The organism is Fodinicola acaciae (assembly GCF_010993745.1).
Taxonomy (GTDB): Bacteria; Actinomycetota; Actinomycetes; order Mycobacteriales; family HKI-0501; genus Fodinicola; species Fodinicola acaciae.
Window position 1 is genome coordinate 1,614,578 of record NZ_WOTN01000001.1, and the last position, 20,498, is coordinate 1,635,075.

At 66.7% G+C, this 20,498-nt stretch carries 18 protein-coding genes and 1 pseudogene; 8 read left to right on the forward strand and 11 right to left on the reverse strand.

The window, feature by feature from the left end; genetic code table 11:
- Positions 1-5: 5 nt before the first annotated feature.
- From GNX95_RS07580 to GNX95_RS07590, 3 genes are all read right to left on the reverse strand, one after another.
- Positions 6-812: a TIGR03619 family F420-dependent LLM class oxidoreductase gene (locus GNX95_RS07580; RefSeq protein WP_163506398.1), complete on the reverse strand. Its 807-nt coding sequence runs from the start codon at positions 810-812 to the stop codon at positions 6-8.
- Between the two features lie 61 nt (positions 813-873).
- Positions 874-4,299, reverse strand: coding sequence for a phosphodiester glycosidase family protein (locus GNX95_RS07585; RefSeq protein ID WP_163506399.1), 3,426 nt, complete (start codon positions 4,297-4,299; stop codon positions 874-876).
- 128 nt (positions 4,300-4,427) lie between these two features.
- Positions 4,428-5,108, reverse strand: a complete 681-nt coding sequence (locus GNX95_RS07590) for an HAD family hydrolase (protein WP_163506400.1) — start codon at positions 5,106-5,108, stop codon at positions 4,428-4,430.
- Positions 5,109-5,459: 351 nt separating this feature from the next.
- Between GNX95_RS07590 and GNX95_RS07595 the strand changes: the two genes are divergently transcribed.
- Positions 5,460-5,747 (forward strand): hypothetical protein, encoded by a 288-nt coding sequence (locus GNX95_RS07595; RefSeq protein WP_163506401.1) that lies wholly within the window; start codon positions 5,460-5,462, stop codon positions 5,745-5,747.
- A 110-nt stretch (positions 5,748-5,857) separates the two neighbouring features.
- A complete protein-coding gene (locus GNX95_RS07600) occupies positions 5,858-6,679 on the forward strand; it encodes a hypothetical protein (RefSeq protein ID WP_163506402.1) in 822 nt (273 codons plus the stop codon).
- A gap of 57 nt (positions 6,680-6,736) precedes the next feature.
- Here the strand turns inward: GNX95_RS07600 and def are convergent, their stop codons facing one another.
- From def to GNX95_RS07615, 3 genes are read right to left on the reverse strand one after another with little or no spacing between them, the layout of a single operon-like run.
- Positions 6,737-7,285 (reverse strand): peptide deformylase, encoded by a 549-nt coding sequence (gene def / locus GNX95_RS07605; protein WP_163506403.1) that lies wholly within the window; start codon positions 7,283-7,285, stop codon positions 6,737-6,739.
- Positions 7,282-7,797: a helix-turn-helix domain-containing protein gene (locus GNX95_RS07610; RefSeq protein ID WP_163506404.1), complete on the reverse strand. Its 516-nt coding sequence runs from the start codon at positions 7,795-7,797 to the stop codon at positions 7,282-7,284. The genes def and GNX95_RS07610 overlap by 4 nt, the downstream gene beginning before the upstream one ends.
- Before the next feature lie 42 nt (positions 7,798-7,839).
- Positions 7,840-8,736 (reverse strand): MerR family transcriptional regulator, encoded by an 897-nt coding sequence (locus GNX95_RS07615; protein WP_163506405.1) that lies wholly within the window; start codon positions 8,734-8,736, stop codon positions 7,840-7,842.
- A 45-nt stretch (positions 8,737-8,781) separates the two neighbouring features.
- On the opposite strand from GNX95_RS07615, the gene GNX95_RS07620 reads away from it, so the two are divergent.
- Both GNX95_RS07620 and GNX95_RS07625 read left to right on the forward strand, forming a co-directional pair.
- Positions 8,782-9,513, forward strand: a complete 732-nt coding sequence (locus GNX95_RS07620; protein WP_163506406.1) for a maleylpyruvate isomerase family mycothiol-dependent enzyme — start codon at positions 8,782-8,784, stop codon at positions 9,511-9,513.
- 253 nt (positions 9,514-9,766) lie between these two features.
- Positions 9,767-10,210: a DUF6294 family protein gene (locus GNX95_RS07625; RefSeq protein WP_246281630.1), complete on the forward strand. Its 444-nt coding sequence runs from the start codon at positions 9,767-9,769 to the stop codon at positions 10,208-10,210.
- Between the two features lie 53 nt (positions 10,211-10,263).
- On the opposite strand, the gene uvrA is transcribed toward GNX95_RS07625, so the two are convergent.
- Entirely contained in the window at positions 10,264-13,242 is a 2,979-nt protein-coding gene (gene uvrA / locus GNX95_RS07630; RefSeq protein ID WP_163506408.1) for an excinuclease ABC subunit UvrA, read from the reverse strand.
- Between the two features lie 330 nt (positions 13,243-13,572).
- Here uvrA and GNX95_RS07635 point away from each other — a divergent pair, with 330 nt between their 5' ends.
- On the forward strand, positions 13,573-14,784 hold the full coding sequence (locus tag GNX95_RS07635; protein WP_163506409.1) for an acyl-CoA dehydrogenase family protein: 1,212 nt from the start codon (positions 13,573-13,575) through the stop codon (positions 14,782-14,784).
- Positions 14,785-14,787: 3 nt separating this feature from the next.
- On the opposite strand, the gene GNX95_RS07640 is transcribed toward GNX95_RS07635, so the two are convergent.
- Together GNX95_RS07640 and GNX95_RS07645 are read right to left on the reverse strand one after the other, a co-directional pair.
- Positions 14,788-14,976: a hypothetical protein gene (locus tag GNX95_RS07640; RefSeq protein WP_163506410.1), complete on the reverse strand. Its 189-nt coding sequence runs from the start codon at positions 14,974-14,976 to the stop codon at positions 14,788-14,790.
- A 106-nt stretch (positions 14,977-15,082) separates the two neighbouring features.
- Complete coding sequence (locus tag GNX95_RS07645; RefSeq protein WP_163506411.1) at positions 15,083-15,703, reverse strand: TetR/AcrR family transcriptional regulator; 621 nt, start codon at positions 15,701-15,703, stop codon at positions 15,083-15,085.
- A 50-nt stretch (positions 15,704-15,753) separates the two neighbouring features.
- Between GNX95_RS07645 and GNX95_RS07650 the strand changes: the two genes are divergently transcribed.
- Both GNX95_RS07650 and GNX95_RS07655 read left to right on the forward strand, forming a co-directional pair.
- Complete coding sequence (locus tag GNX95_RS07650) at positions 15,754-16,401, forward strand: HAD family hydrolase (RefSeq protein ID WP_163506412.1); 648 nt, start codon at positions 15,754-15,756, stop codon at positions 16,399-16,401.
- 109 nt (positions 16,402-16,510) lie between these two features.
- Positions 16,511-16,957, forward strand: a pseudogene (locus GNX95_RS07655) (MBL fold metallo-hydrolase); the annotation flags it as partial.
- A 129-nt stretch (positions 16,958-17,086) separates the two neighbouring features.
- Here GNX95_RS07655 and GNX95_RS07660 read toward each other — a convergent pair.
- Positions 17,087-17,530 carry a universal stress protein gene (locus GNX95_RS07660; protein ID WP_163506414.1) on the reverse strand — a complete coding sequence of 148 codons (444 nt, stop codon included), beginning with the start codon at positions 17,528-17,530 and terminating at the stop codon, positions 17,087-17,089.
- 233 nt (positions 17,531-17,763) lie between these two features.
- On the opposite strand from GNX95_RS07660, the gene GNX95_RS07665 reads away from it, so the two are divergent.
- Complete coding sequence (locus GNX95_RS07665) at positions 17,764-18,840, forward strand: LCP family protein (protein ID WP_163506415.1); 1,077 nt, start codon at positions 17,764-17,766, stop codon at positions 18,838-18,840.
- Between the two features lie 135 nt (positions 18,841-18,975).
- On the opposite strand, the gene arfA is transcribed toward GNX95_RS07665, so the two are convergent.
- Complete coding sequence (gene arfA, locus GNX95_RS07670; protein WP_163506416.1) at positions 18,976-20,493, reverse strand: arabinosylfuranosidase ArfA; 1,518 nt, start codon at positions 20,491-20,493, stop codon at positions 18,976-18,978.
- Positions 20,494-20,498: the final 5 nt, after the last annotated feature.

Consider the following 20,498-nt stretch of genomic DNA (forward strand, 5'->3'; position numbering starts at 1 on the left):
ACACGCTAGCCGAGTTGGCGCCGGATCGCGTGGATCGCGGTCGACATGCGGTCCACGTACACGTCTGGCTCTCCAAAGTGGACAGCCAGGTGGTCGGCACCGGCGGCGGCGAATGCCTCGGCCTCCGCGACCAGCTCGTCGACACCGCCGCGCCACTCCGTACGCGTGCCGACCTCGACGTGCCGATCAGTGTGTTGCCGAAGAAATCCCACCCGCTCGGCGAATTTCTCCGCGTCGATCGCGAAACCCTGCCAGCTGTCGGCGAGCCGGGCCGCCCGCCGCATCGCCGCGTCGGACACACCACCGACCATCACCGGCACCGGCCGTTCCGGTTTTGGCTCGAAAACGCCGTGCTCGTACGCGTAAAACCGGCCGCGGAACGGGCCGTCGGTGGTCTGCAGGTGGCGGATGAGCTCGAGAGCCTCGTCGGTGCGGGCTGCGCGTGTGCGGAAATCCATGCCGAGCGCGGAAAACTCCGACTCGACCCAACCGATGCCGACGCCGAGGATGACCCGGCCTTCGGACAGCCTGTCGATGGTGGCGATTTGTTTGGCGAGCAGGAACGGATCGCGCAACGGCAGGATGAGCACCGAGGTGCCCAGCCGCAGGCTGGTCGTCGTGCCGGCCAGATGGCCGAGCGTCACGAGCGGTTCGAGCACGCCGCCATAGGTGCTGCCATACTCACCTGGCGGCAGGATGTGGTCCGGCAGCCAGGCCGTGTGATAGCCGAGCGCGTCAGCCGCCCGCGTGATCTCCTGCAGTTGCCGGCGTCCGACGGCCGACTCGTTCGGCAGCACCACCTGAAGTCGCATTCCGCCGAATCTAACCCGAAACGGCCGGCCGCGCAGGTGCGCGGCCGGCCGTTTCGTCAACTCATCGGGTGACGGTGACCGTCGTGCTGGCTGTAACGCCACCGCTGGTGACCGAAATCGTGGCCGTACCAGCGCGTTTTCCAGTGACCACACCGGTCGACGGGTCGACCGAGGCGACCTGCGCCGCCGACGATGACCAGACATGCGAGGCCGGGTCGGCGATCGGCAGCGTGACCGGCGGCAGGTTGCTGCCGCCGACGTTCGTGCCGGTGGCGCTCAACTGCAGCGTCTTGCCTACCCGCACGGCCCCCGGCGCGGCGATCGTGATGCCGGACAACACCGGCTCGACGCTGAACTGGATCGTGCCGTTCGGCGTCGTGTGCACCAGGCCGAAGTGATAGAAACCGCCTTTGTCGGCCGGCGCGTACGCTGGCATGCCCAGGTCGGCGAAGGTCAGCTGCGGCACGCCGCCATGCGCCACGTCGGTCGCATTGCCGTCCGGATCCAGGATCTGCTCGGAAAAACCGCGCGCGTGGCCATACACCATCACGACGTGCCGGTCCGGATGCGTCTGCATGTAGCGCTGCACCAGCCGTACGTATTCGCGCGCCTCCCACCGCCGGCTGAACTGGCTGTCGGCGGCCTCGTGCGGGTCGTACGCCGGCGTGTGCGTGACCACCATGATGGCCTTGGCGTCGGTGTTGTTCAGCTGCTCGACGAGCCACGGGAACTGCGCTCCGCTCGGCACGTTGAACGGATCGGACTTCTGCAGGCCGATGTGCGAGCTGTTGCTGACGATCACCTGCGCCGCACCAAGTTTGTACGCATATCGGGTGTCGCCGAAGACCTTGGTGAAATTCTGGTTCTCCGGAAGCGCGCCCTGGCTGATCTCGTGGTTGCCGACCGCGTCGCGGAACGGGATGCCGAGCGCCTCCATCTTCGACTTGGCGAACTGCAGGTTGGCCAGCTCGCCGTTGTCCGGCATGTCACCGAGGAACTGCGCCAGGTCAGGACTGGCGACCTTCGGCAATGTCGGAATCCGCTTCGCGATCGCCGCCATCACGTTGGCGCTGGCCGAATCCGGTGTCGATGCCAGCATGTGTGCGTCGTCGCCGGTCAGGATCGTGCTGCCGTTGCGACCGAAGTTTGCCGCGCTCTGCTCGAAACGCAGCCATGACGGGTTTTTCGGAATCGCCACGTACGGCGGCTTGACGATCGGCCGCGGCGAATACAGCGCCTCGATGCCACCGACGTTCAACTCGCCGTTGTACGGCTCGTCCGCCTGCTGGATCTGCAGGAAGTCGATGAAGCTCACGCTGATCGGAGCCGGCATCGTGGACGGCACCGGGATGTTGATCCGTTTCCATCCGGTAAAGGTGATGAACTCCGGATAGAGCGTCGCGCTCGTGCCATCCGAACCGACGAGTTTCGCCGCGAAGTCGATGCCTTTGCCGTCGCCCTTGACCCACACGCCGACCGCCGTCGGCGCGCGACCGTTGGCGTCGGCCGGCGCGGTGATCGCCGATTTCGGGCTCAGCACGAGCTGTTTGACGCCTGGCGAGCGCTCGATCGCGTACGTGAGCTTGATCGAACCGGCGGCACTCGAACCGGGCGGCACGTCGCCTGGCGCGTTGGTGAAGGTCGCCGGCTGGTTGGTGGTGTTGCGCAGATTCCAGGCACTGGCGTCGGCTGTGTCGGCGATGTGCTGCGCCTTGCCACCGACCGCGACACTCGCCGTCGCCGCCTTCCCGGCGACTTTCGCTGTCACCGTTGCCATTCCGCCGTCGCCACTCGCCGCCGCGGTGAAGACGCCGTGTTGGTCGACGGCCCCGAGACTGGCCGGATCGACCGACCAGGTCGCCGACTCCGCGGGAACCTGTACGTCCGCCGAGCCGCTCCTGCCGGTCAACGAGAAGGTGACCTTCTCGCCGCTGGAGATGTCTGGTTTCGGCGGGGAGATCGCGAGCGCGCTCAGGCTGTCGACGACGCGTACGGTCTGCACGCTGGTGGCCCAGCCGTTGCGAGCGACGATGACCGCGTTGCCGGCCCGATGCGTCGTCAGCACGCCGTTTTCGTACGAGGCAACAGAAGACGGATAAGCGGTCACGCTGGTGGTGCCGCTGGCCGGATTGCCGGCGCTGTCCGTGGCGTACACCTTCACCGGCACCGACGCGTTGGGCACGGTCACCACCGGTTTTCCGCCGTTGATCACCACATTGCGCGCCTCGCCGGCGGATTTGGCCGTGGTGTAGATGAAAATGCCGTTGGCGACATTGCGCTCGTGGCCGTCGGACGGTTTGTTCATCACCGACGGCGCCGCCTCGCCAGGCCGCCGCGCGATCATCTCGCTGGAGCCACCGCCGTCGAACAGGATCGCCGAATCCACGCCGTGCGCGAGAAAATAGCCGGTCGCCTCGGACGGCGTCACGCCGACCGCCTGATCGTCCGCGCCTCGCCCGTCGATGACCACGACGAGCGCGTGTTTGCCGTCCTTGCTCAGGCCCACCGCGGTTTCCGGGTTACGCGTCGGATTGTTGCCACCTGGCGGCTCACCGGTCGGGTCGACGTACGCCTTGCCGTCCTTGACCAGCTGCGTCGCTCCGCTGATCAGGCCGGTGAGATCGTTGTCCGGCGAGATTTTCTGCGAAATGGTGAGCTTTTCGCCGGCCGTCACGTTACTCGCCAGCCACTGGCCGCCTTCGCCGGCACCGGCGAGGCCCTGCTGACCGGCCGGCAACGCCGGCAAAACGGTGACATTTGTCTTGACGCTGTCGACGACGAAGGCGTTATCGCCGCTGTCGTGACCGGTGACCAATGTGGACGGTGGAAGCGTCGTCGATCCCGGTGCACGGTTGGTCTCGCCGAGATCCGGCGTCACGCGGGTGATCCCGCCTCCGGCCAGGTCTCCAACAACATTCAGGGATTTCACCGCGTGCGAGTTCGCGCCATCGGTGACACTCGCCTCGTACGCCTGCGCGCCGATCACCATCGACCCGTCTGGCCGTACGGACAGCTGCGCGTTGTAGTTTGGCCGCGGACTTTTGACGATTTTTCCGTCACGAATAAGGCCGCCACGCGGAGCGCCGCTGGCATTGATGTCGAAGTAGTCGCCGTTTACTCCGGCGATCGCACCGGTGCGCGCGGCCATCGAGCTGATCGTCTCGTTGGCCGGGTCGGTGACGCGGTCGTGGTTGGCGACCATGCCGACGCGTACGTTCGGGTCGGTCAGGTCGAGGTCGAGCACCTGGCTGCGCTGCCGGCCGTCGACGGTGTCGTAGATTTCGCCGTACTGCCGGACGCCACGGGTGATCGTCGCGCTGGCAGATCGGCTCTGGTCGACCACGAGCTGCCACCCCGGCGGGGTCTTCGGCAGCCAGCTCCGGTCGGATGCGGGATTGTTCGCGCTCGCCGGCACGGCGGTCAGCAGACTCGCGGTGAGTGCCGACGCCGTCGCCAGTCGCAACGTCAGGCGGGATCGAGCAGACAAGCTTGTACTCCTCGAGGTGAGCTGTGCAAACGCCGATCGACAGCTCAACACCCTATGGCGTCTGGCAGGTTTCTGACTACAGAACGGCAGGCGGCCGTAAGGGAATTACATGACCTCATCTGGACCTCTCACTCAGGCAGCGCGAGCAGGCCGAGGACGACCTCGTCGAGCCGGTCGGCGACGACGTCCGGAGTGTCCACAATCGGCGGTACGCGGCCTTCCAATCTGGTCACGAAGCCGGTGATCAGGCCAGCCCGGCCGGCACCGTGCGTGTCCCAAGAGTGGGCAGCGACCAGCGCGGCCTGATGCGGCTGCACGCCGGCCGTGGCGCATGCGTACAGATAAGCCGGTTTCGGCGGCTTCCACGTCTGCACATCGGCCGCGGACACAACGCCGGTGAGCCGCTGGTACGCGCCAGCGCCGCGCAGCGCCGTAGCCGCGACCTCCGCCGGACCGTGAGTGAACGCGCGCGCGGGGATGCCGGCGTCGGCCAGCTTGTCCAGAGCGGGGATCACATCGGGATGGACCGGCAGCTCGGCAAAGCCGCCTACCACGTATTCGACCTGCTCGTCATCCAGCGTCCATCCGCTGGCCTGCGCCAACGCCGCGCGCGCGACCGCGCCGAATGGCTGGTAGGTGCCAGCGAGCGTCAACGCCATGCCGTCGCGGAGCGTACGCGTGAAGAACAGCTCGAGCAGGTGCGCCGGCTGGCCAACCTCGACGATGCGCTCCCGCAACGGCTCGAGCGACAGGAGGGTCTCGAATACGTCGAAGAGGACGACCTTTGGTCGCTTCTTATGCGGTGTCACGAATGGTCAGCCTAGTTCCGTGACTGAGCGTGGTCTTTTGATCGCTTGTTGCCGTATTCTGGGCGGATGACGGGGAGATTTGCGTGGCTTCTGGCGGTTGTCGGTGTGGCCATGGTCGCCGGCTGTGGGGCCGGAGGTCAGCCTGGCGGCTTGCCGGCGGCTCCCGGTGCGGCGAGCCGGCCGTCGCCCAGCGTGTCGCCGTCGGAGTCACTGATTCCGCCAGTCGCCACCACAACCGGCACCCCAGAACAGCAGATCCTCGCTCAGTACCGCACGTTTCTCACAGTCGCACTTCCACGGGCATACGCAGCCCCACCTGCGGCGCGCAAACGCATCCTCGAGCCGGTCGCCATGGAACCAGCGCTCGGCACCTACCTCACGACAATTGCCGATCTGGACGGCAAAGGACAGGAGCATCGCGGACATGCGAATCCAATAAGCCAGACCGTCCAGCGCAGCGGTCAAACCGCTCTCGTCGACTCCTGCGCTAATACGCTCGACAGTGGATCATGGGACAAGAAGACTGGCGAGCGGCTCACGCAAGGCAGCGCGCGTGACAATCTGCTGATTACGCTCAAAATCGCGCCAGACGGTGTGTGGAAAGTAGCCGGCACGAGTTATCGGGACACGCCGTGCTAGCAGAAGCCTGCCTGACTATCTGCCTCCTGGCAGCGATTCAGCCTGGTGTGGTCGACAAACCACGGCCGCCGCGACCACCACGTGCACTCGGCACGGACCACGGCGGTGTCGTGATCAGCGAGGCTGACCGATCGCGGCCCGGCGGCTCGACCAAAAGTGGATCGACCAGGACGTACGGCAAAACTGGCCACGATGCAACATCGCCGTTCTGTCGGGTCACGGATCTTGGCGGCAATCCGGAGGAGCAGAAGCTGCTCGACGTGAACTGCGGCAACCCTGGCCAGGGTCCGCTCATCAGCACGGCCGCGCTCGCAGAGCAGATCGCCAACCGCCTGCCGATCCCCCGGCCCGATCTGGAGATCCGGCCGTTCACGACGTACGCGGATGGTACGCGCGGCGGCCTCACCGGTGCGCCGATGTGGCTGTGGATAGGCAAAACCTGGAAACCGCTGACCCAACACACCGCCCTCGCCGACATCTGGGTCGACGTTGTCGCGACACCGACCTCATCCACCTGGTCATTCGGCGACGGCGGCAAACTCACCTGCAAAGGCCGCGGCACACCACTAACCGACCCGGCGCAGGGCCTCCGCGGCTCCCCCGACTGCGGACATATCTACCGTACGACATCAGGAAAAACGGCGTTCACGATCACCGCCACCGTGACCTGGACGATCACCTGGACCGGCTCCGGCAACACCGGCGGCGTCCTGCCGCCGCTCTATCTGACCACCTCGGTCCCCTACACCGTCAAACAGGCCAGATCCCAGCTTGTTTCACAGCTGCGGCCGCCATTCCCTGCTTATGTTCAAGCCGAGGCCGCTTCCATTCGACAAGTTCGGATCGGTGTTCAACCGACAGGACGCGTTGGCAGCTCGCGAAACGCCGTCGCACTCTCTGATGTCACAGCGTTGAGGGACGTTGCTCGTTGACAGCAAAGCGGCGCTAGGAGCACGACAAAAGGCGGGATTTTCCCACAATGGATGAGGTCACGCCGAGACAGGAAGGAGCGCCTGGCCGTACCAGTCGCAGGATTTCATGTCGCGCAGCGCCTGTTTCCGCGTACGGCCACCGAGCCGCTCCACGTACACCATCCCATCGAGATGGTCGACCTCATGTTGAAAGCACCGCGCCAGATATCCGGTCGCCTCAACGGAAATCGGCGAGCCGTGCAGATCCACCCCGCCGCAGCGCACGTTCATCGCGCGTGGCGTCGGATATGACAGGCCTGGTACGGAAAGACAGCCCTCTTCCTCGTCGTCCGGCTGCAGGCCACCCGGCAACCGCTCGACCGTCGGGTTGATCATGTGGCCGCGCGCGTCAGGTCCGCAGTCGTAGACGAAAACCCGCAGGCCGACGCCGACCTGGTTGGCGGCGAGACCGACACCTGGCGCGGCCGCCATGGTCGCGAACATCGCGTCGATCAGCCGCCGCAGATTGTCGTCGAAGTCCGTCACCGGAGCGGTCGGTGTGTGCAGGACCGGCTGGCCGTAGAGCACGAGCGGCGGCAGTGTGTCGATCTCGGCCGGGGCCGTCATCGGATGACCTCCTCAGGGGATACGAGCGGAAAGAGCCGGGTGACCAGGGCGACCGGCGCACTGTCCGGCGGGCGCGCGGACGGGTCCTGTTCGCGGTCGAAGTACGGCGCGACCAGGTCCAGGATCGAGGCGGCCAGCTGGTCCAGCTCGGCCGGCGTCAGGTGCACCGTGTACGTCGCCGCCGCCTGCCGCTGCCACTCCACCGGATAGCCCTGCCGGCGCGACCGCCACTGTGCGTAACGCTCGTCGTCGCGCCGGTCGAGCGCCTCCTCGGTCGCCGCGACCAGCCGCCACGGCTTGAGCCGCGAGTCGGCCGACTCGGCGACCTCCACCAGGCCGTAGCGCGCCAACTGCCGCAGATGAAACGACGTGGCACCTGTGTTGGTGCCGAGCGCCGCGGCCGCTTCCGACGCCGTACGCGGTCCGCCGGCCAGCAGTTCCAGCAACGCCAACCGGAGCGGATGGCTTCGCGCCCGCGCCTGGTCGACCGTCGAGTCGACAACCTCACCCATAACCGCACAGTAGACTATGCACAGCCGACTTTGCAAAGTGGACTATGCAGTCGCCACCTCCAGAGCGTCGACCAGCCACGAGTGCATCGCACCGGGGAAGACGGCGACGCCTGCGACCCGCCCGGCCAGCGTCCAGTAGCGACGAATACGCGGGTCCCGTTCGAAGGCGTAGTGCGCCGACAACCACCGCCGAAAAGACAGCGTGTCGCGCTCTCGCAGCACCGCCGCGTGGATGTCGACAAACCGGTCGAGCGGCTCCCCCGGCCCGGCCGCCCGCCCGGCCACCACGTACGGTTCGGCCAACTGGCACGCCTCACTGATCCCGGCGAGGAGTGCACGTTCGGCTGTCCGATTCGCCTGGGCATGCGCCAGCCGCTGCCGCAGAAACGACCGGTCGCCGGCCAGGCTCACCATCTCGGCGTACGCGACGACCTGACCCACCGTCGGGTCGGACGGCGGCTCCGGCACTGTCATGGCAACGAAATCGTCCACGGTCTCCACCGGAAACGACGCGATCGCCTGCCGCCGCCAGAAATCCACCAGCACCTGGTGGGCCGCCCGGCTGTTTTCCACCATCGCAAGCAATTCTAGCCGTGCTGGCCGCTCCGCACCCGCGGTCTCGACCGCGGTCAACGCCGCCCGGCGCCACGCCAGCGACGCCAACTCGACGTCGAGCGTGGCCCGTTCGGCGGCGACGACGTCCGAGACGGAGCGCTCTCCCACCAGCACGTCGGTGATCGCCGCCAATCCGAGCCCGAGCGAGCGCAGCTGTCGTACGAGGTTGAGCTGCTCGACCGCCGCACTTTCGAATTTGCGGTGCCCGCCGGCGCTGCGTACGCACGGCAGGACACCTTCGTCGCAATAAAAACGGATCGTCCGGACCGGCACGCGGGCGAGCCGCGCGAGGTCGCCGATGCTCATGAGCGTGTCATTGGTCACGCGGTCTTGCACCTCCAGCCAGGTGGAGTTTCTACGGTACGGCGCATGAAGCCGAACCCAGCCACCCTCCGCAGCGAAGCCCAGGCCTTTGCCGATGCCGTACGCGACGGCGATCCAGAAGCATACGTCCCGACCTGCCCCGACTGGCAGTTGCGCGTGCTCGTCGGCCACATCGGCCAGGCATTCCGCTGGTCCGCCGGCATTCTGCGCACCCGAGCCGCGGCCGCAGTCCCCGACCCGCATGACGCCGATCCGGGACCGGTCACCGCGTGGCGAAGCTGGATCATGGACAGCGCCGACGAGTTCCTTGCGGCCTACGACAGGACGCGAGAGCTGGTGTGGACCTTCCTCGGCAATCGCTCACCGGAATTCTGGCTCCGCCGGATGCTTCACGACACCACCGTGCACCGATATGACGCGTGCCTGACCACCGGAGCGGCGTACGCGCTCACCGATCACCTCGCCGAAGATGGAGTCAACGAGCGCATGGAGCTGTTGTCTGACCCAGTCGCGTGGAAGGTGCTGCCAGCACTGGAAAAGCTGCGTGGCGAAGGGGAAACTCTCCAGTTCCAACCGGAAAGCGGCATCGGCTGGTTCGTCACCCGTACGCCCAGCGGCATTGCGTACGAGCGAAAACACGGCTCCGCCGACGCCACTGTCGTCGCGCCGATGCCGGCCCTGCACCTGCTGCTGGCCGGCCGGATCCCAGTCGACCAAGCCATCGTCGCCGGCAACCGCACCCTTATCGAGCACTGGCTGTCGACGACTTCGCTGTGAACGTAAGGCAATCTCCGCAGGTCCCGGACCTACCCACGATCGCAGGGGCAGCTGTCCAGAGACAACCGCGCAGTGGCGAATGCTGCGTCTTTGTCCTCCATCTCAGGCACTTTTCGCTCTAGCGGCGGCCTTTCGTGACCTGCAACCCTGAATTGCGCCAAGACGGAATTGGCGCTCTTTCCATCTCACGAGGGGCAATGCATTGCGACGAACAATCATCAGGGCGTCCGCGCTTGCGGTGGCACTTTTGGCTGTGCTGGCGGGAAGTCTCACGCTCGCCAGCCCGGCATCCGCCGCGCATGCCGACCGGTCCATCAGCGCCAAGGTGATGCGGGCCAACGCCAAGAGCCTGGCGGTCAACGAGTGGACCTGGACGCTGCCCGAGCTTCACTCCGGTGACTGCACGATGTTCGGCGGCGCGACCTGGACCTTCCGGGAGAACGGCACCGCGGACTTCCGGGGAACGGTTACGAGCAGCGACGATCACGACGCCTGGATCCAGTGGATCGACGTGTTCGACAAGAACGGCGCGTTCATGGGCAACATCGTCAACACCTATCCGGACACGCCCGACCCGACACGGTTCGCCAAGAACCTGCCGGACAGCAGCCTGCAGTATGCCTGGTATGGCTACGGGCACTTCAACGCCGACTGGTACTGGAACATCGGACACGTCCAGTTGCACTACCACTGCTAGGGTGGCTGGTCCGCCTCTCGGCAACGGGAGGCGGACCAGTTCTTTCGCGGCGGTTATTTCTTCGCGGGTTGGCGTTTTCGGGCCGGCGCGGCCTTCTTGGCGGTCTTCTTCGGGGCTGCGGCGGTGACCGTACGTGCCTTCGGCTGCCGTGCCGCGGTGACCGCCTTGCGGCCCGGCGCCGGCGCCGGGTCGAGCACATGCTGCAGGAACCGGCCAGTGTGGCTCTCCGGCACCTCGGACACCTCCTCCGGCGTGCCCTCGGCGACCACGGTGCCGCCGTTACGACCGCCCTCCGGACCGAGGTCGATGACCCAGTCGGACGACTTGATGATGTCCAGGTTGTGCTCGATGACGATCACCGTGTTGCCGGCGTCGACCAGCCGGTCGAGCACGCCGAGCAGCTTGCGTACGTCTTCGAAGTGCAGGCCGGTGGTCGGCTCGTCAAGCACGTACACGGTCCGTCCGGTCGAGCGTTTCTGCAGCTCAGAGGCCAGTTTGACGCGCTGCGCCTCGCCGCCGGACAGGGTCGGCGCCGGCTGGCCGAGCCGCACGTAACCGAGGCCGACGTCGACAAGGGTCTTGAGATAGCGCCGGATCGCCGGCACCGCGGAGAAGAACTCGGCGGCCTCCTCGATCGGCATCTCCAGCACTTCGGCGATGGTCTTGCCTTTGAAATGCACCTCCAGCGTCTCGCGGTTGTAACGCGCACCGCGGCAGACCTCGCACGGCACGTAGACGTCCGGCAGGAAGTTCATCTCGATCTTGATGGTGCCGTCACCGGTGCACGCCTCGCACCGGCCACCCTTGACGTTGAAGGAAAACCGGCCGGGACCATAGCCGCGCACCTTCGACTCGGTGGTCTCGGCGAACAGCTTGCGGATGTTGTCGAAGACGCCGGTGTACGTCGCCGGGTTGGACCGCGGCGTACGCCCGATCGGCGACTGGTCGACGCCGACCACCTTGTCCACATTGGACAGACCGGTCACCCTGGTGTGCCGGCCGGGCACCAGCCGCGCACCGTTGATCGTGTTGGCCAGCACCGAATACAGGATGTCGTTGACCAGCGTCGACTTGCCCGAACCGCTCACTCCGGTGACGGAGATGAAGCAACCGAGCGGAAACTCCACGTCGATGCCGCCGAGGTTGTGCTCGCGCGCGCCTTTCACGACCAGCGTCCGGTTGCGATCCGGCACGCGGCGCAGCGGCGGCACCGCGATCTCTGCGCGCCCGGACAGATAAGCGCCGGTCAGCGATTCCTTGCTGGACAGCAGATCCTTCACCGAACCCGACACGACCACGTGGCCGCCGTGCTCGCCGGCACCCGGACCGATGTCCACGACCCAGTCGGCCGTCCGGATGGTGTCTTCGTCGTGCTCGACGACGATCAGCGTGTTGCCGAGGTTTTTCAACCGTACGAGCGTGTCGATGAGCCGGCGGTTGTCGCGCTGGTGCAGGCCGATCGAGGGCTCGTCAAGCACGTACAGGACGCCGACCAGGCCAGAACCGATCTGGGTGGCCAGCCGGATCCGCTGCGCCTCACCGCCGGACAGCGTGCCGGCCGGTCGGTCCAGCGACAGATAATCCAGGCCCACGTCGAGCAGGAACTGCAGCCGCTCGTGAATCTCCTTGAGCACCCGCTCGGCGATCTGCTTCTGCCGCCGGTTGAGCTTGACGGAGCGGAGGAAAACGGCGCACTCGTCGATCGACATCGCGCAGACCTCGGAGATGTTGCGGCCGTCGATCGTCACCGCGAGCACCTCTGGCTTGAGCCGTGCGCCCTTACAGACCGGACACGGCACGTCGCGCATGTAACCCTCGTAGCGCTCCTTGCTCCAGTCGCTCTCGGTCTCCTGGTGGCGCCGCTCGATGAACGGCACGACACCTTCGAAACTGGCCCAGTATGACCGCTCGCGGCCGTAGCGGTTGCGATAGCGGACGTGCACCTGCGTCTCGTGGCCGTACAGGATCGCCTTCTGGGCCTGCGCCGGCAGCTCCTGCCACGGCGTCTTCAGGTCGAAGTCGAGCGCGTCGCCGAGGCCGGACAGGAGACGGTTGAAATACTCCATGTTGTGGCCGGTGGCCCACGGCTGGATCGCGCCACCCTCGATGGTCTGCTCGGGGTCGGGCACCAGCAGCTCGGGATCGACCTCCTTGCGCGTGCCGATGCCGCTGCACTCCGGACAGGCGCCGTATGGCGCGTTGAAGGAGAACGACCGCGGCTCCAGCTCCTCGACGCCGAGCGGGTGGTTGTTGGGGCAGGCCAGCTTCTCCGAATACGTCCGCTCGCGGGTCGGGTCGTCCTCGTCCAGGTCGACGAACTCGATCATCACGATGCCGTTGGCCAGCCGCAGCGCGGTCTCCACCGAGTCGGTCAGCCGCCGCTTCGAGCTCGACTTCACCGCGAGCCGGTCGACCACCACCTCGATGGTGTGCTTGACCTGCTTCTTCAGTTTTGGCGGCTCGGTCAGCTGGTGCACCACTCCGTCGACCCTGGCGCGCGAGAAACCCTGCGTCTGCAGGCTGGAGAACAGGTCGAGATATTCGCCTTTACGCGCACGTACGACCGGGGCCAGCACCTGGAACCGCGCGCCCTCCTCCCCGGCCAGGATCTGGTCGACGATCTGCTGCGGCGTCTGCTTGCTGATCAGCTCGCCACAGGTCGGACAGTGCGGCTCGCCGGCGCGCGCGAACAGCAGCCGGAGATAGTCATAGACCTCGGTGATGGTGCCGACCGTGGACCGCGGGTTGCGGTTGGTCGACTTCTGGTCGATCGACACCGCCGGCGACAGGCCCTCGATGAAGTCGACGTCCGGCTTGTCCATCTGACCGAGGAACTGCCGCGCGTACGACGACAGCGACTCGACATAACGCCGCTGGCCTTCGGCGAAAATCGTGTCGAAGGCCAGGCTGGACTTCCCCGACCCGGACAGGCCGGTGAAGACGATCAGCGCGTCCCTTGGCAGGTCCACGCTGACGTTCTTGAGGTTGTGCTCACGCGCGCCATGAACACTGAGCTGCTGCTGGTCGGCCACCGCGGTGTGTCCGCTCTCTCGTCGTTAGGACTGAAGACTGTGCAGAGACGAGAAGTCCCCCGCACCAATGTAACCGGGGGGTCCGACAGTTTGATCCCGGCCTCGTACATGTGTCCAGCGATCGTCGCCGACCAGCACTTATGCGTACGAGGCGTGACTTGCGTACGGGAGGGTCGCATGGCCACCATGCGTGCGTCCAGTGCACGCATGGTGGCCATGCGACCTCACGACCCTTTGGCCTGGACCGACTGGTCGGTATGCTCCGGACGACGGCAGCCCAGACGATGAGCCCACCGATGAGCCCACCGATGAGCATCGACAGGAGCACCGATGGATTTCGCGTTCGACGCACGTACCGAGGAGCTGCGCGGCCGGCTGAACGAGTTCATGGACTCGCACGTCTATCCGGCCGAGCCGATCATCGAGGAGCAGCTGGAGAAACGGGACAATCCGTGGGAACAGCCACCGGTCATCGACGAGCTCAAGCAGGAGGCGCGCAGCCGCGGCCTGTGGAACTTCTTCCTCCCCGGTGAGCACGGCGGCGCCGGACTGACCAACCTCCAGTACGCCCCCCTGGCCGAGATCACCGGTCGCAGCCCGGAGCTGGCGCCGGCCGCACTCAACTGCGCAGCGCCCGACACCGGCAACATGGAAGTGCTGAGCATGTTCGGTACGCCGGCGCAGAAAGAGCAGTGGCTGCGGCCGTTGCTGGACGGCGACATCCGCTCGGCCTTCTGCATGACCGAGCCCGACGTCGCCTCCTCCGACGCCAGCAACATCAGTACGCGGATCGAACGCGACGGCGACGAGTACGTGATCAACGGCCGCAAGTGGTGGTCGTCCGGCGCGATGAGCCCGCGCTGCAAGATCTTCATCGTCATGGGCAAGACCGACCCGGCCGCGCACCGGCACCGCCAGCAGTCGATGATCCTGGTGCCGAGGGACACGCCGGGCGTGAACATCAGGCGCGGCATGCACGTTTTCGGCTACACGGACGGATCGCACGGCGGCCACGCCGAGATCGACTTCGACAACGTACGCGTGCCGATGGACAACATCGTCTCCGGCGAAGGTGACGGTTTCGCGATCGCGCAGGCGCGGCTCGGCCCCGGCCGCATCCACCACGCGATGCGGATGATCGGCATGTCCGAGCGCGCGCTGGAGATGATGTGCCAGCGGGTCAGCAGCCGCGTGGCCTTCGGCAAACCGATCGCCGAGCAAGGCGTTGTGCAGGACTGGATCGCCGAGGCGCGGATCCGCATCGAACAGCTGCGCCTGCTCGTACTGAAGACGGCCTGGCTGATGGACACCGTCGGCAACAAGGGCGCGCACACCGAGATCCAGGCGATCAAGGTGGCCGCTCCGTCGGTGGCGACCTGGGTGATCGACCGCGCCATCCAGGCACATGGCGCGGCCGGTGTCAGCCAGGATTTCAAACTGGCGTCGTTGTACGCGCACGCGCGCACGCTGCATCTCGCCGATGGCCCGGACGAGGTGCACAAGCGGTCGCTGGCGCACCGGGAGCTGCGCAAGTACGCCTGACGATCAGGGGTTCTGGTAGCAGCAGTCGCCGTTGGTCTTGACCGTCGTCCCGACGCAGGTCCGCAGGCAGCTGAGGTTTCGGCTGGCGCACGGGCCACCCTGCGTCGGTGTCGGATAGTCCAGGGTCTGCTCCAGCTCCTCGACGCGGATGTCGAGGTCGTACTCGTCGTCGATGGGCGTACGCGTCAGCATGGCGGTCTCCGCTCGCGGGCATTGGGACGCCATCAGACTGCGATCGGTCATCACCCGCGCGACAGGGGTCGGATCCGGGAAATTGCCGGAAAATCTCCCGGCCGGGTCAGCCGCGCAGGCTCGCCAGCAGCAGGTCGCCGTAATGTTCGGCGACCTTGCGCGCGGACAGCCGGCCTTTGCGGCGATACCAGAAGCCGAGGTGGTGCACCGCGCCGAAGTAGTAGTCGACGACCAGCTCAGCCGGCACGTCGGCGCGGAACTCACCGGCGCGCTGGCCGTCCTCGATCATGCCGCGGAACCGCTCGTGATAGCGCCGCCGCTCGGCGCGTACGAGCGCCTGCTTCTCGGTGCCGAGCATGTGCATCGACCGGAAGAAGATCACCGTGTCGTCGAGGTTGGCGATGCTGGTCAGCACGACGTCGACCGCGGCGGCGTGGATGCGTTCCGCGTACGACCCATCGCCGGCGAACAGCTTCTCCAGCCGCTCCGTCTGCACGGACAGCACGCGGTGGTAGATCTCGTAGAGCAGGTCGTCCTTGGAGCCGAAGTAGTGATACATCGCGCCTTTGGTGACGCCGGCGGCCTCAACGACCTCCTGCACGGAGGTGCTTTCGAAGCCCTTCTCGGCGAACAGCCGGGTGGCGGCCTCCAGCAACCGGCCGGGCACGCCGCTCAGGCTGCCGAGGCTGCGCTCGGGATGGCCGAGTCCGACCGCGGACGTCTCCATCCAGTGGATCATACCGGGTGGTCGGTCGGGCCACGGCTATTGTCGTGAACATGGAAAAGCTGCGGGTGGCCGTCTTCGACTACGGCGGCGTGATCACGACGGCGGTGAACCGATCCGTGATGGCCTGGCTGGCCGACGAAGGGATCGAGGTCGACGGCTATCGCACGACCATGGCCGAGTGGGTCTTCGCCGAGACCGCCGACGGCACGCCGGCGCATCGGCTGGAGACCGGCGAGCTGTCCGGTCCGGAGTTCGAGCGGCTGCTGGCCGCGCGGCTCCGGCGCACCGACGGCGGACCGGTGGTCGCCGAAGGGCTGCTGGAGCGGATGTTCGAGGGAATGACGCTGGACGACGCGATGGTCCAGCTGGTACGCGACCTGCGCGCCGCCGGACTGCGTACGGCCATGCTGTCCAACAGCTGGGCCAACCACTATCCGGAGGACCTGGTGGCCGAGCTGTTCGACCTCAGCGTCATCTCCGGCGAGGTCGGCCTGCGCAAGCCGGACTCGGCGATTTTCCAGCTGCTGTTGGAAAGACTCGACACACCGGCGGCGACGGTCGCGTTCGTGGACGACATCGCGCACAACGTCGAAGGGGCCGCGAAGCTCGGCATCTCGGCGGTGCTGCACACCGACGCGGCGAGTACGCGCGACTGGTTCGCCGAGCGCGTACCAGCGTTGGCCACCGGCCTGCGCTGATGGCACGATGCAAGGGGTGACGGACACCTACACCGGACAACTGAACGGCGGGCCGGCGCAGACCCGCCAGCTGGCGAAACTGGAGATCACCAAGGTCTCGGTCGGGCCGATGGACAACAACGCCTATCTGTTGCGCTGCCGCGAGACCGGCGACGCGCTGCTGGTCGACGCCGCCAACGACGCCGACACTTTGTTGGCGCTGCTGGCAAAGCACACCGCCGGCAAGCTGGAAACGGCGTTCACCACGCACCAGCACTTCGACCACTGGCAGGCGCTCGGCGCGGTCGTCGCGGCGACCGGCGCGACGACCGCCGCCGGCCGACCCGACGCGCCGGAGCTGCCGGTGGCCGTCGACGTGCCGCTGGACGACGGCGACGAACTGGCCGTCGGCGACTGTACGCTGACGGCCATCCACCTCGTCGGCCACACGCCGGGTTCGATCGCTCTGGCATACCAGGATCCCGCAGGCCACGCGCACATCTTCACCGGCGACTCGCTTTTTCCTGGCGGTGTGGGCAAAACCTGGCAGCCGGAGGACTTCACGTCGTTGCTGCACGACGTGACGACGAAGATCTTCGACCGCTTCGGCGACGACACCTGGATCTATCCGGGCCACGGCGACGACACCACGCTCGGCGCGGAGCGGCCGCATCTCGGCGAGTGGAAAGAGCGCGGCTGGTAACTACTACGGCACGACCGTGACCGGCCAGCGGCCAGCGCGTACCAGCCGGACCGCGATCGAGCCGACCAGCCGGTGACCGGCCTGACTGGACGCGCCGACCACCACCGCGTCGGCGCGCTCCTCGTCGGCGATCCGGGCCAGCTCCGCGTACGGGTCGCCGTGAACGGTGATGAAGCGGTACGCGACGCCACTGCGTGCCGCGGCCGTCTCCACCTCCTTGCGGAGGTCTTCGGCCACCTCCTCGTTGGTCTGCTCGACCGACCCGGCCAGCTCCGGCACCAGCGAGGTCATCGATGGCGTGCTGCCGACGTAGACCAACAGCAGCTCGGCGCTCTGCCGGCGGGCCAGTCCGGCCGCGTACGCGGCGGCGCGCATCGAGGTGTCCGAGCCGTCGATGCCGACCAGGATGGTCGTCGGGCCGTCGGTGCCCAGTTCGAAGCCGCTCATCGGCCGGGTTTCCTCGCAATCGTCGCAGGTAGCTGACACGATATCGGCCGGCCGAGCCGGGCGCGTACCGACAACACCGGTAAAACCCGGCAAAATTTCCGACCAACTCGAAAGAGCAGGCAACCAAACGGTGGTGTGCGTCGTTCCTAAAGCGAGAGCCACGGTCGAGCGGCGGTCGGGTATCCTTCCGCTTCGACCCGCAGCACGGCACACGACCACAACAAAGGAGTTGGGTGAGGTTGGCGTACCAGGCCACGCGGAAACGGCCCGACCAGGGCAAACCGCGTAAGTCGAAGTCGCCGCGGTGGGCACGGCTGTGCCTCGTCGCCGGGATCGCGATCGTCGTGCTGGCCGGTGGCGGATACGCCGCGGCCAACGTGGTCGTCAATCACTACGCCAGCGAGGTCAAGAGTGACAACCTCCTCGGTGGCGTACCGCAGAACGAGCGAGCCAGCCTGCCGCCGTCCGGTGCGCCGGTCACCGGCCCGCTCAACATCCTGTTGCTCGGCTCGGACAACGCCGACAACTCGCGGGCCAAGAGCCAGGGGGTGGACGGCCAGCGGTCCGACTCGATCATCCTTTTCCACATCGACAAGGACTTCAAGAAGGTCTACGCCTTCTCGATCGAGCGCGACTCGTACGTGCGCATCCCGGCCGGCGGGTCGTGGGGCGGCGGCAAGAACAAGATCAACGCCGCGCTGCAGTACGGCGGGCCGTCGCTGACCGTGCGGACCGTGCAGAACCTGCTCGACATCAAGATCCCGTACGTGGCGGTGGTCAGCTTCGCCGCGCTGATCAAGTCGGTCGACGCGGTCGGTGGCGTGGACGTCTACGTCGACAAGACGACGTACGACAACCAGTTCAAGCGCACCTGGACCAAGGGCATGCACCACCTCAACGGCACCGACGCGCAGTTCTACGTACGGCAGCGGCACGGCCTGGCCGGCGGCGACTACGACCGGATGAAGCGCCAGCAGCAGCTGATCCGCGCGCTGTTCAAGAAGGCGACGTCGGCCGGCGTACTGACCAACCCGTTCAAGCTCAACGACCTGGTCACCGCGGTCGCCGCGTCGGTCAAGGTGAGCGACGGCATGCCTGTCAAGGACCTGGCGTTCGCCGCCCGCGGCCTGTCGCTCGACGCGGTCACCTTCAGCACGATGCCGATGGCCGGCACGCTGAAGATCGACGGCACCGACTACGAACAGGTCAGCACCTCCGGCGCCGAAGCGCTCGGCAAGGCCATCAACGCCGACGACTTCACCGCGTATTTCAAGCGCTATCCCCCCAACAACGCCTCACACGGCCTGTAAACCCACCGGTCGTTGGTCGCATGGACCCCTTGCGTGCGCCTGACGCACGTATGGGGTCCATGCGACCAACCAGCGGCGGCGAGTCCGGAGCTTGACTACGGTTCGTCACCGCAAAACCGGACTTTCGTTACATCGTCAGCTCATCGAGCGACCTGCGGTCTTGCCGATGCGGATCATGTTCCACGACTGCGCCGGCAGCGACAACGAAAGCGACCCAGCGTCCACTTTGGACGCCGCGGCCTGCCGCGGCGTGACCCGTTCGGGATTCTCCGCCGTGTTCGTGGCAGCGGAGTCGTCGTCGGTCAGGTACGTGTGCACCGCGACCTCCAGATCCGGATAGCCGCGCAGGTCCACGGTCAGCGGCAGGCTCTCGTCGATCAGCCGGTTGACCGCGAACACCGTCAGCCCCGAGCCATCCGGCGACTCCACCGCGACGCTGTCGAGGGCCGGCACGCCACCGAACCACGAGGTGTCGTACGACGGACTGGTCGCGACCGTACGCAGTACGGTCCCCCGGCCGTATCGGCTGGTCAGCGCGAACGGGTGGAAGATCGTCTGGCGCCAGGACGGCCCACCCGGCTCCGACCTGATCGCGCCGATCGCGTTGACCAGCTGCGCCAGGCAGGCCATCTTCACCCGGTCGGCGTGCCGCAGGAGGCTGATCAGCAGGTTTCCGACGACGACGGCGTCGGTGACGTTGTAGGTGTCCTCGATCAGCCGTGGCGCCGCCTGCCATCCCTGCGTCTTGTCGTCGCCACCCATGTACCAGACATTCCACTCGTCAAAGGAAAGATTGACGCGTTTCTGGTGCCGTCCCTTGGCGCGTACGAAATCCGCCGTGGCGATGACGTTGTCGATGAAGTTGTCCATGTCGACCGCACACGCCAGGAAACTCGCCTTGTCGCCCTTGCGTTCCTGGTAATACGTGTGCAGCGAGACGTAGTCGACGACGTCGTACGTGTGCTCCAGCACCGTCGCCTCCCAGCTGCCAAAAGTCGGCATCTGGGAGTTGGACGAGCCGCACGCCACCAGCTCGATGGTCGGATCGACCAGGCGCATCGCCTTGGCCGTTTCGGTCGCCAGCCGGCCATATTCCTCGGCCGTCTTGTGGCCGATCTGCCACGGCCCGTCCATTTCGTTGCCGAGACACCACACGCGTACGTCGTGCGGGTCGGCGGCGCCGTTTTTCCGCCGCAGATCCGACCAGTACGTGCCGGCCGGATGGTTGCAGTATTCGACCAGCCGCGCCGCCGCGTCGGGTCCGCGGGTGCCGAGGTTGACGGCCAGCATCGCCTCGGAGCCGACGCCGCGCACCCATTTGCAGAACTCGTCGGTGCCGACGTCGTTGGACTCCACCGAATGCCAGGCCAGCTCCAGCCGGGCCGGCCGCTGGTCGCGCGGCCCGATGCCGTCCTCCCAGCGATAGCCGGACACGAAGTTTCCGCCTGGATAACGGACGATCGGCACGCCGAGCTCGCGGGTCAGGTCGGCCACGTCCCGCCGGAATCCGTCGCCGTCCGCGGTCGGATGGCCGGGCTCGTAGATCCCGGTGTAGACGCACCGGCCGAGATGTTCCACGAACGTCCCGTAGATGCGCGGGTCGACCTCGCCGACACGGAAGTCGGGATCGACGACAATGCGAGCCTCGGACACTCGGT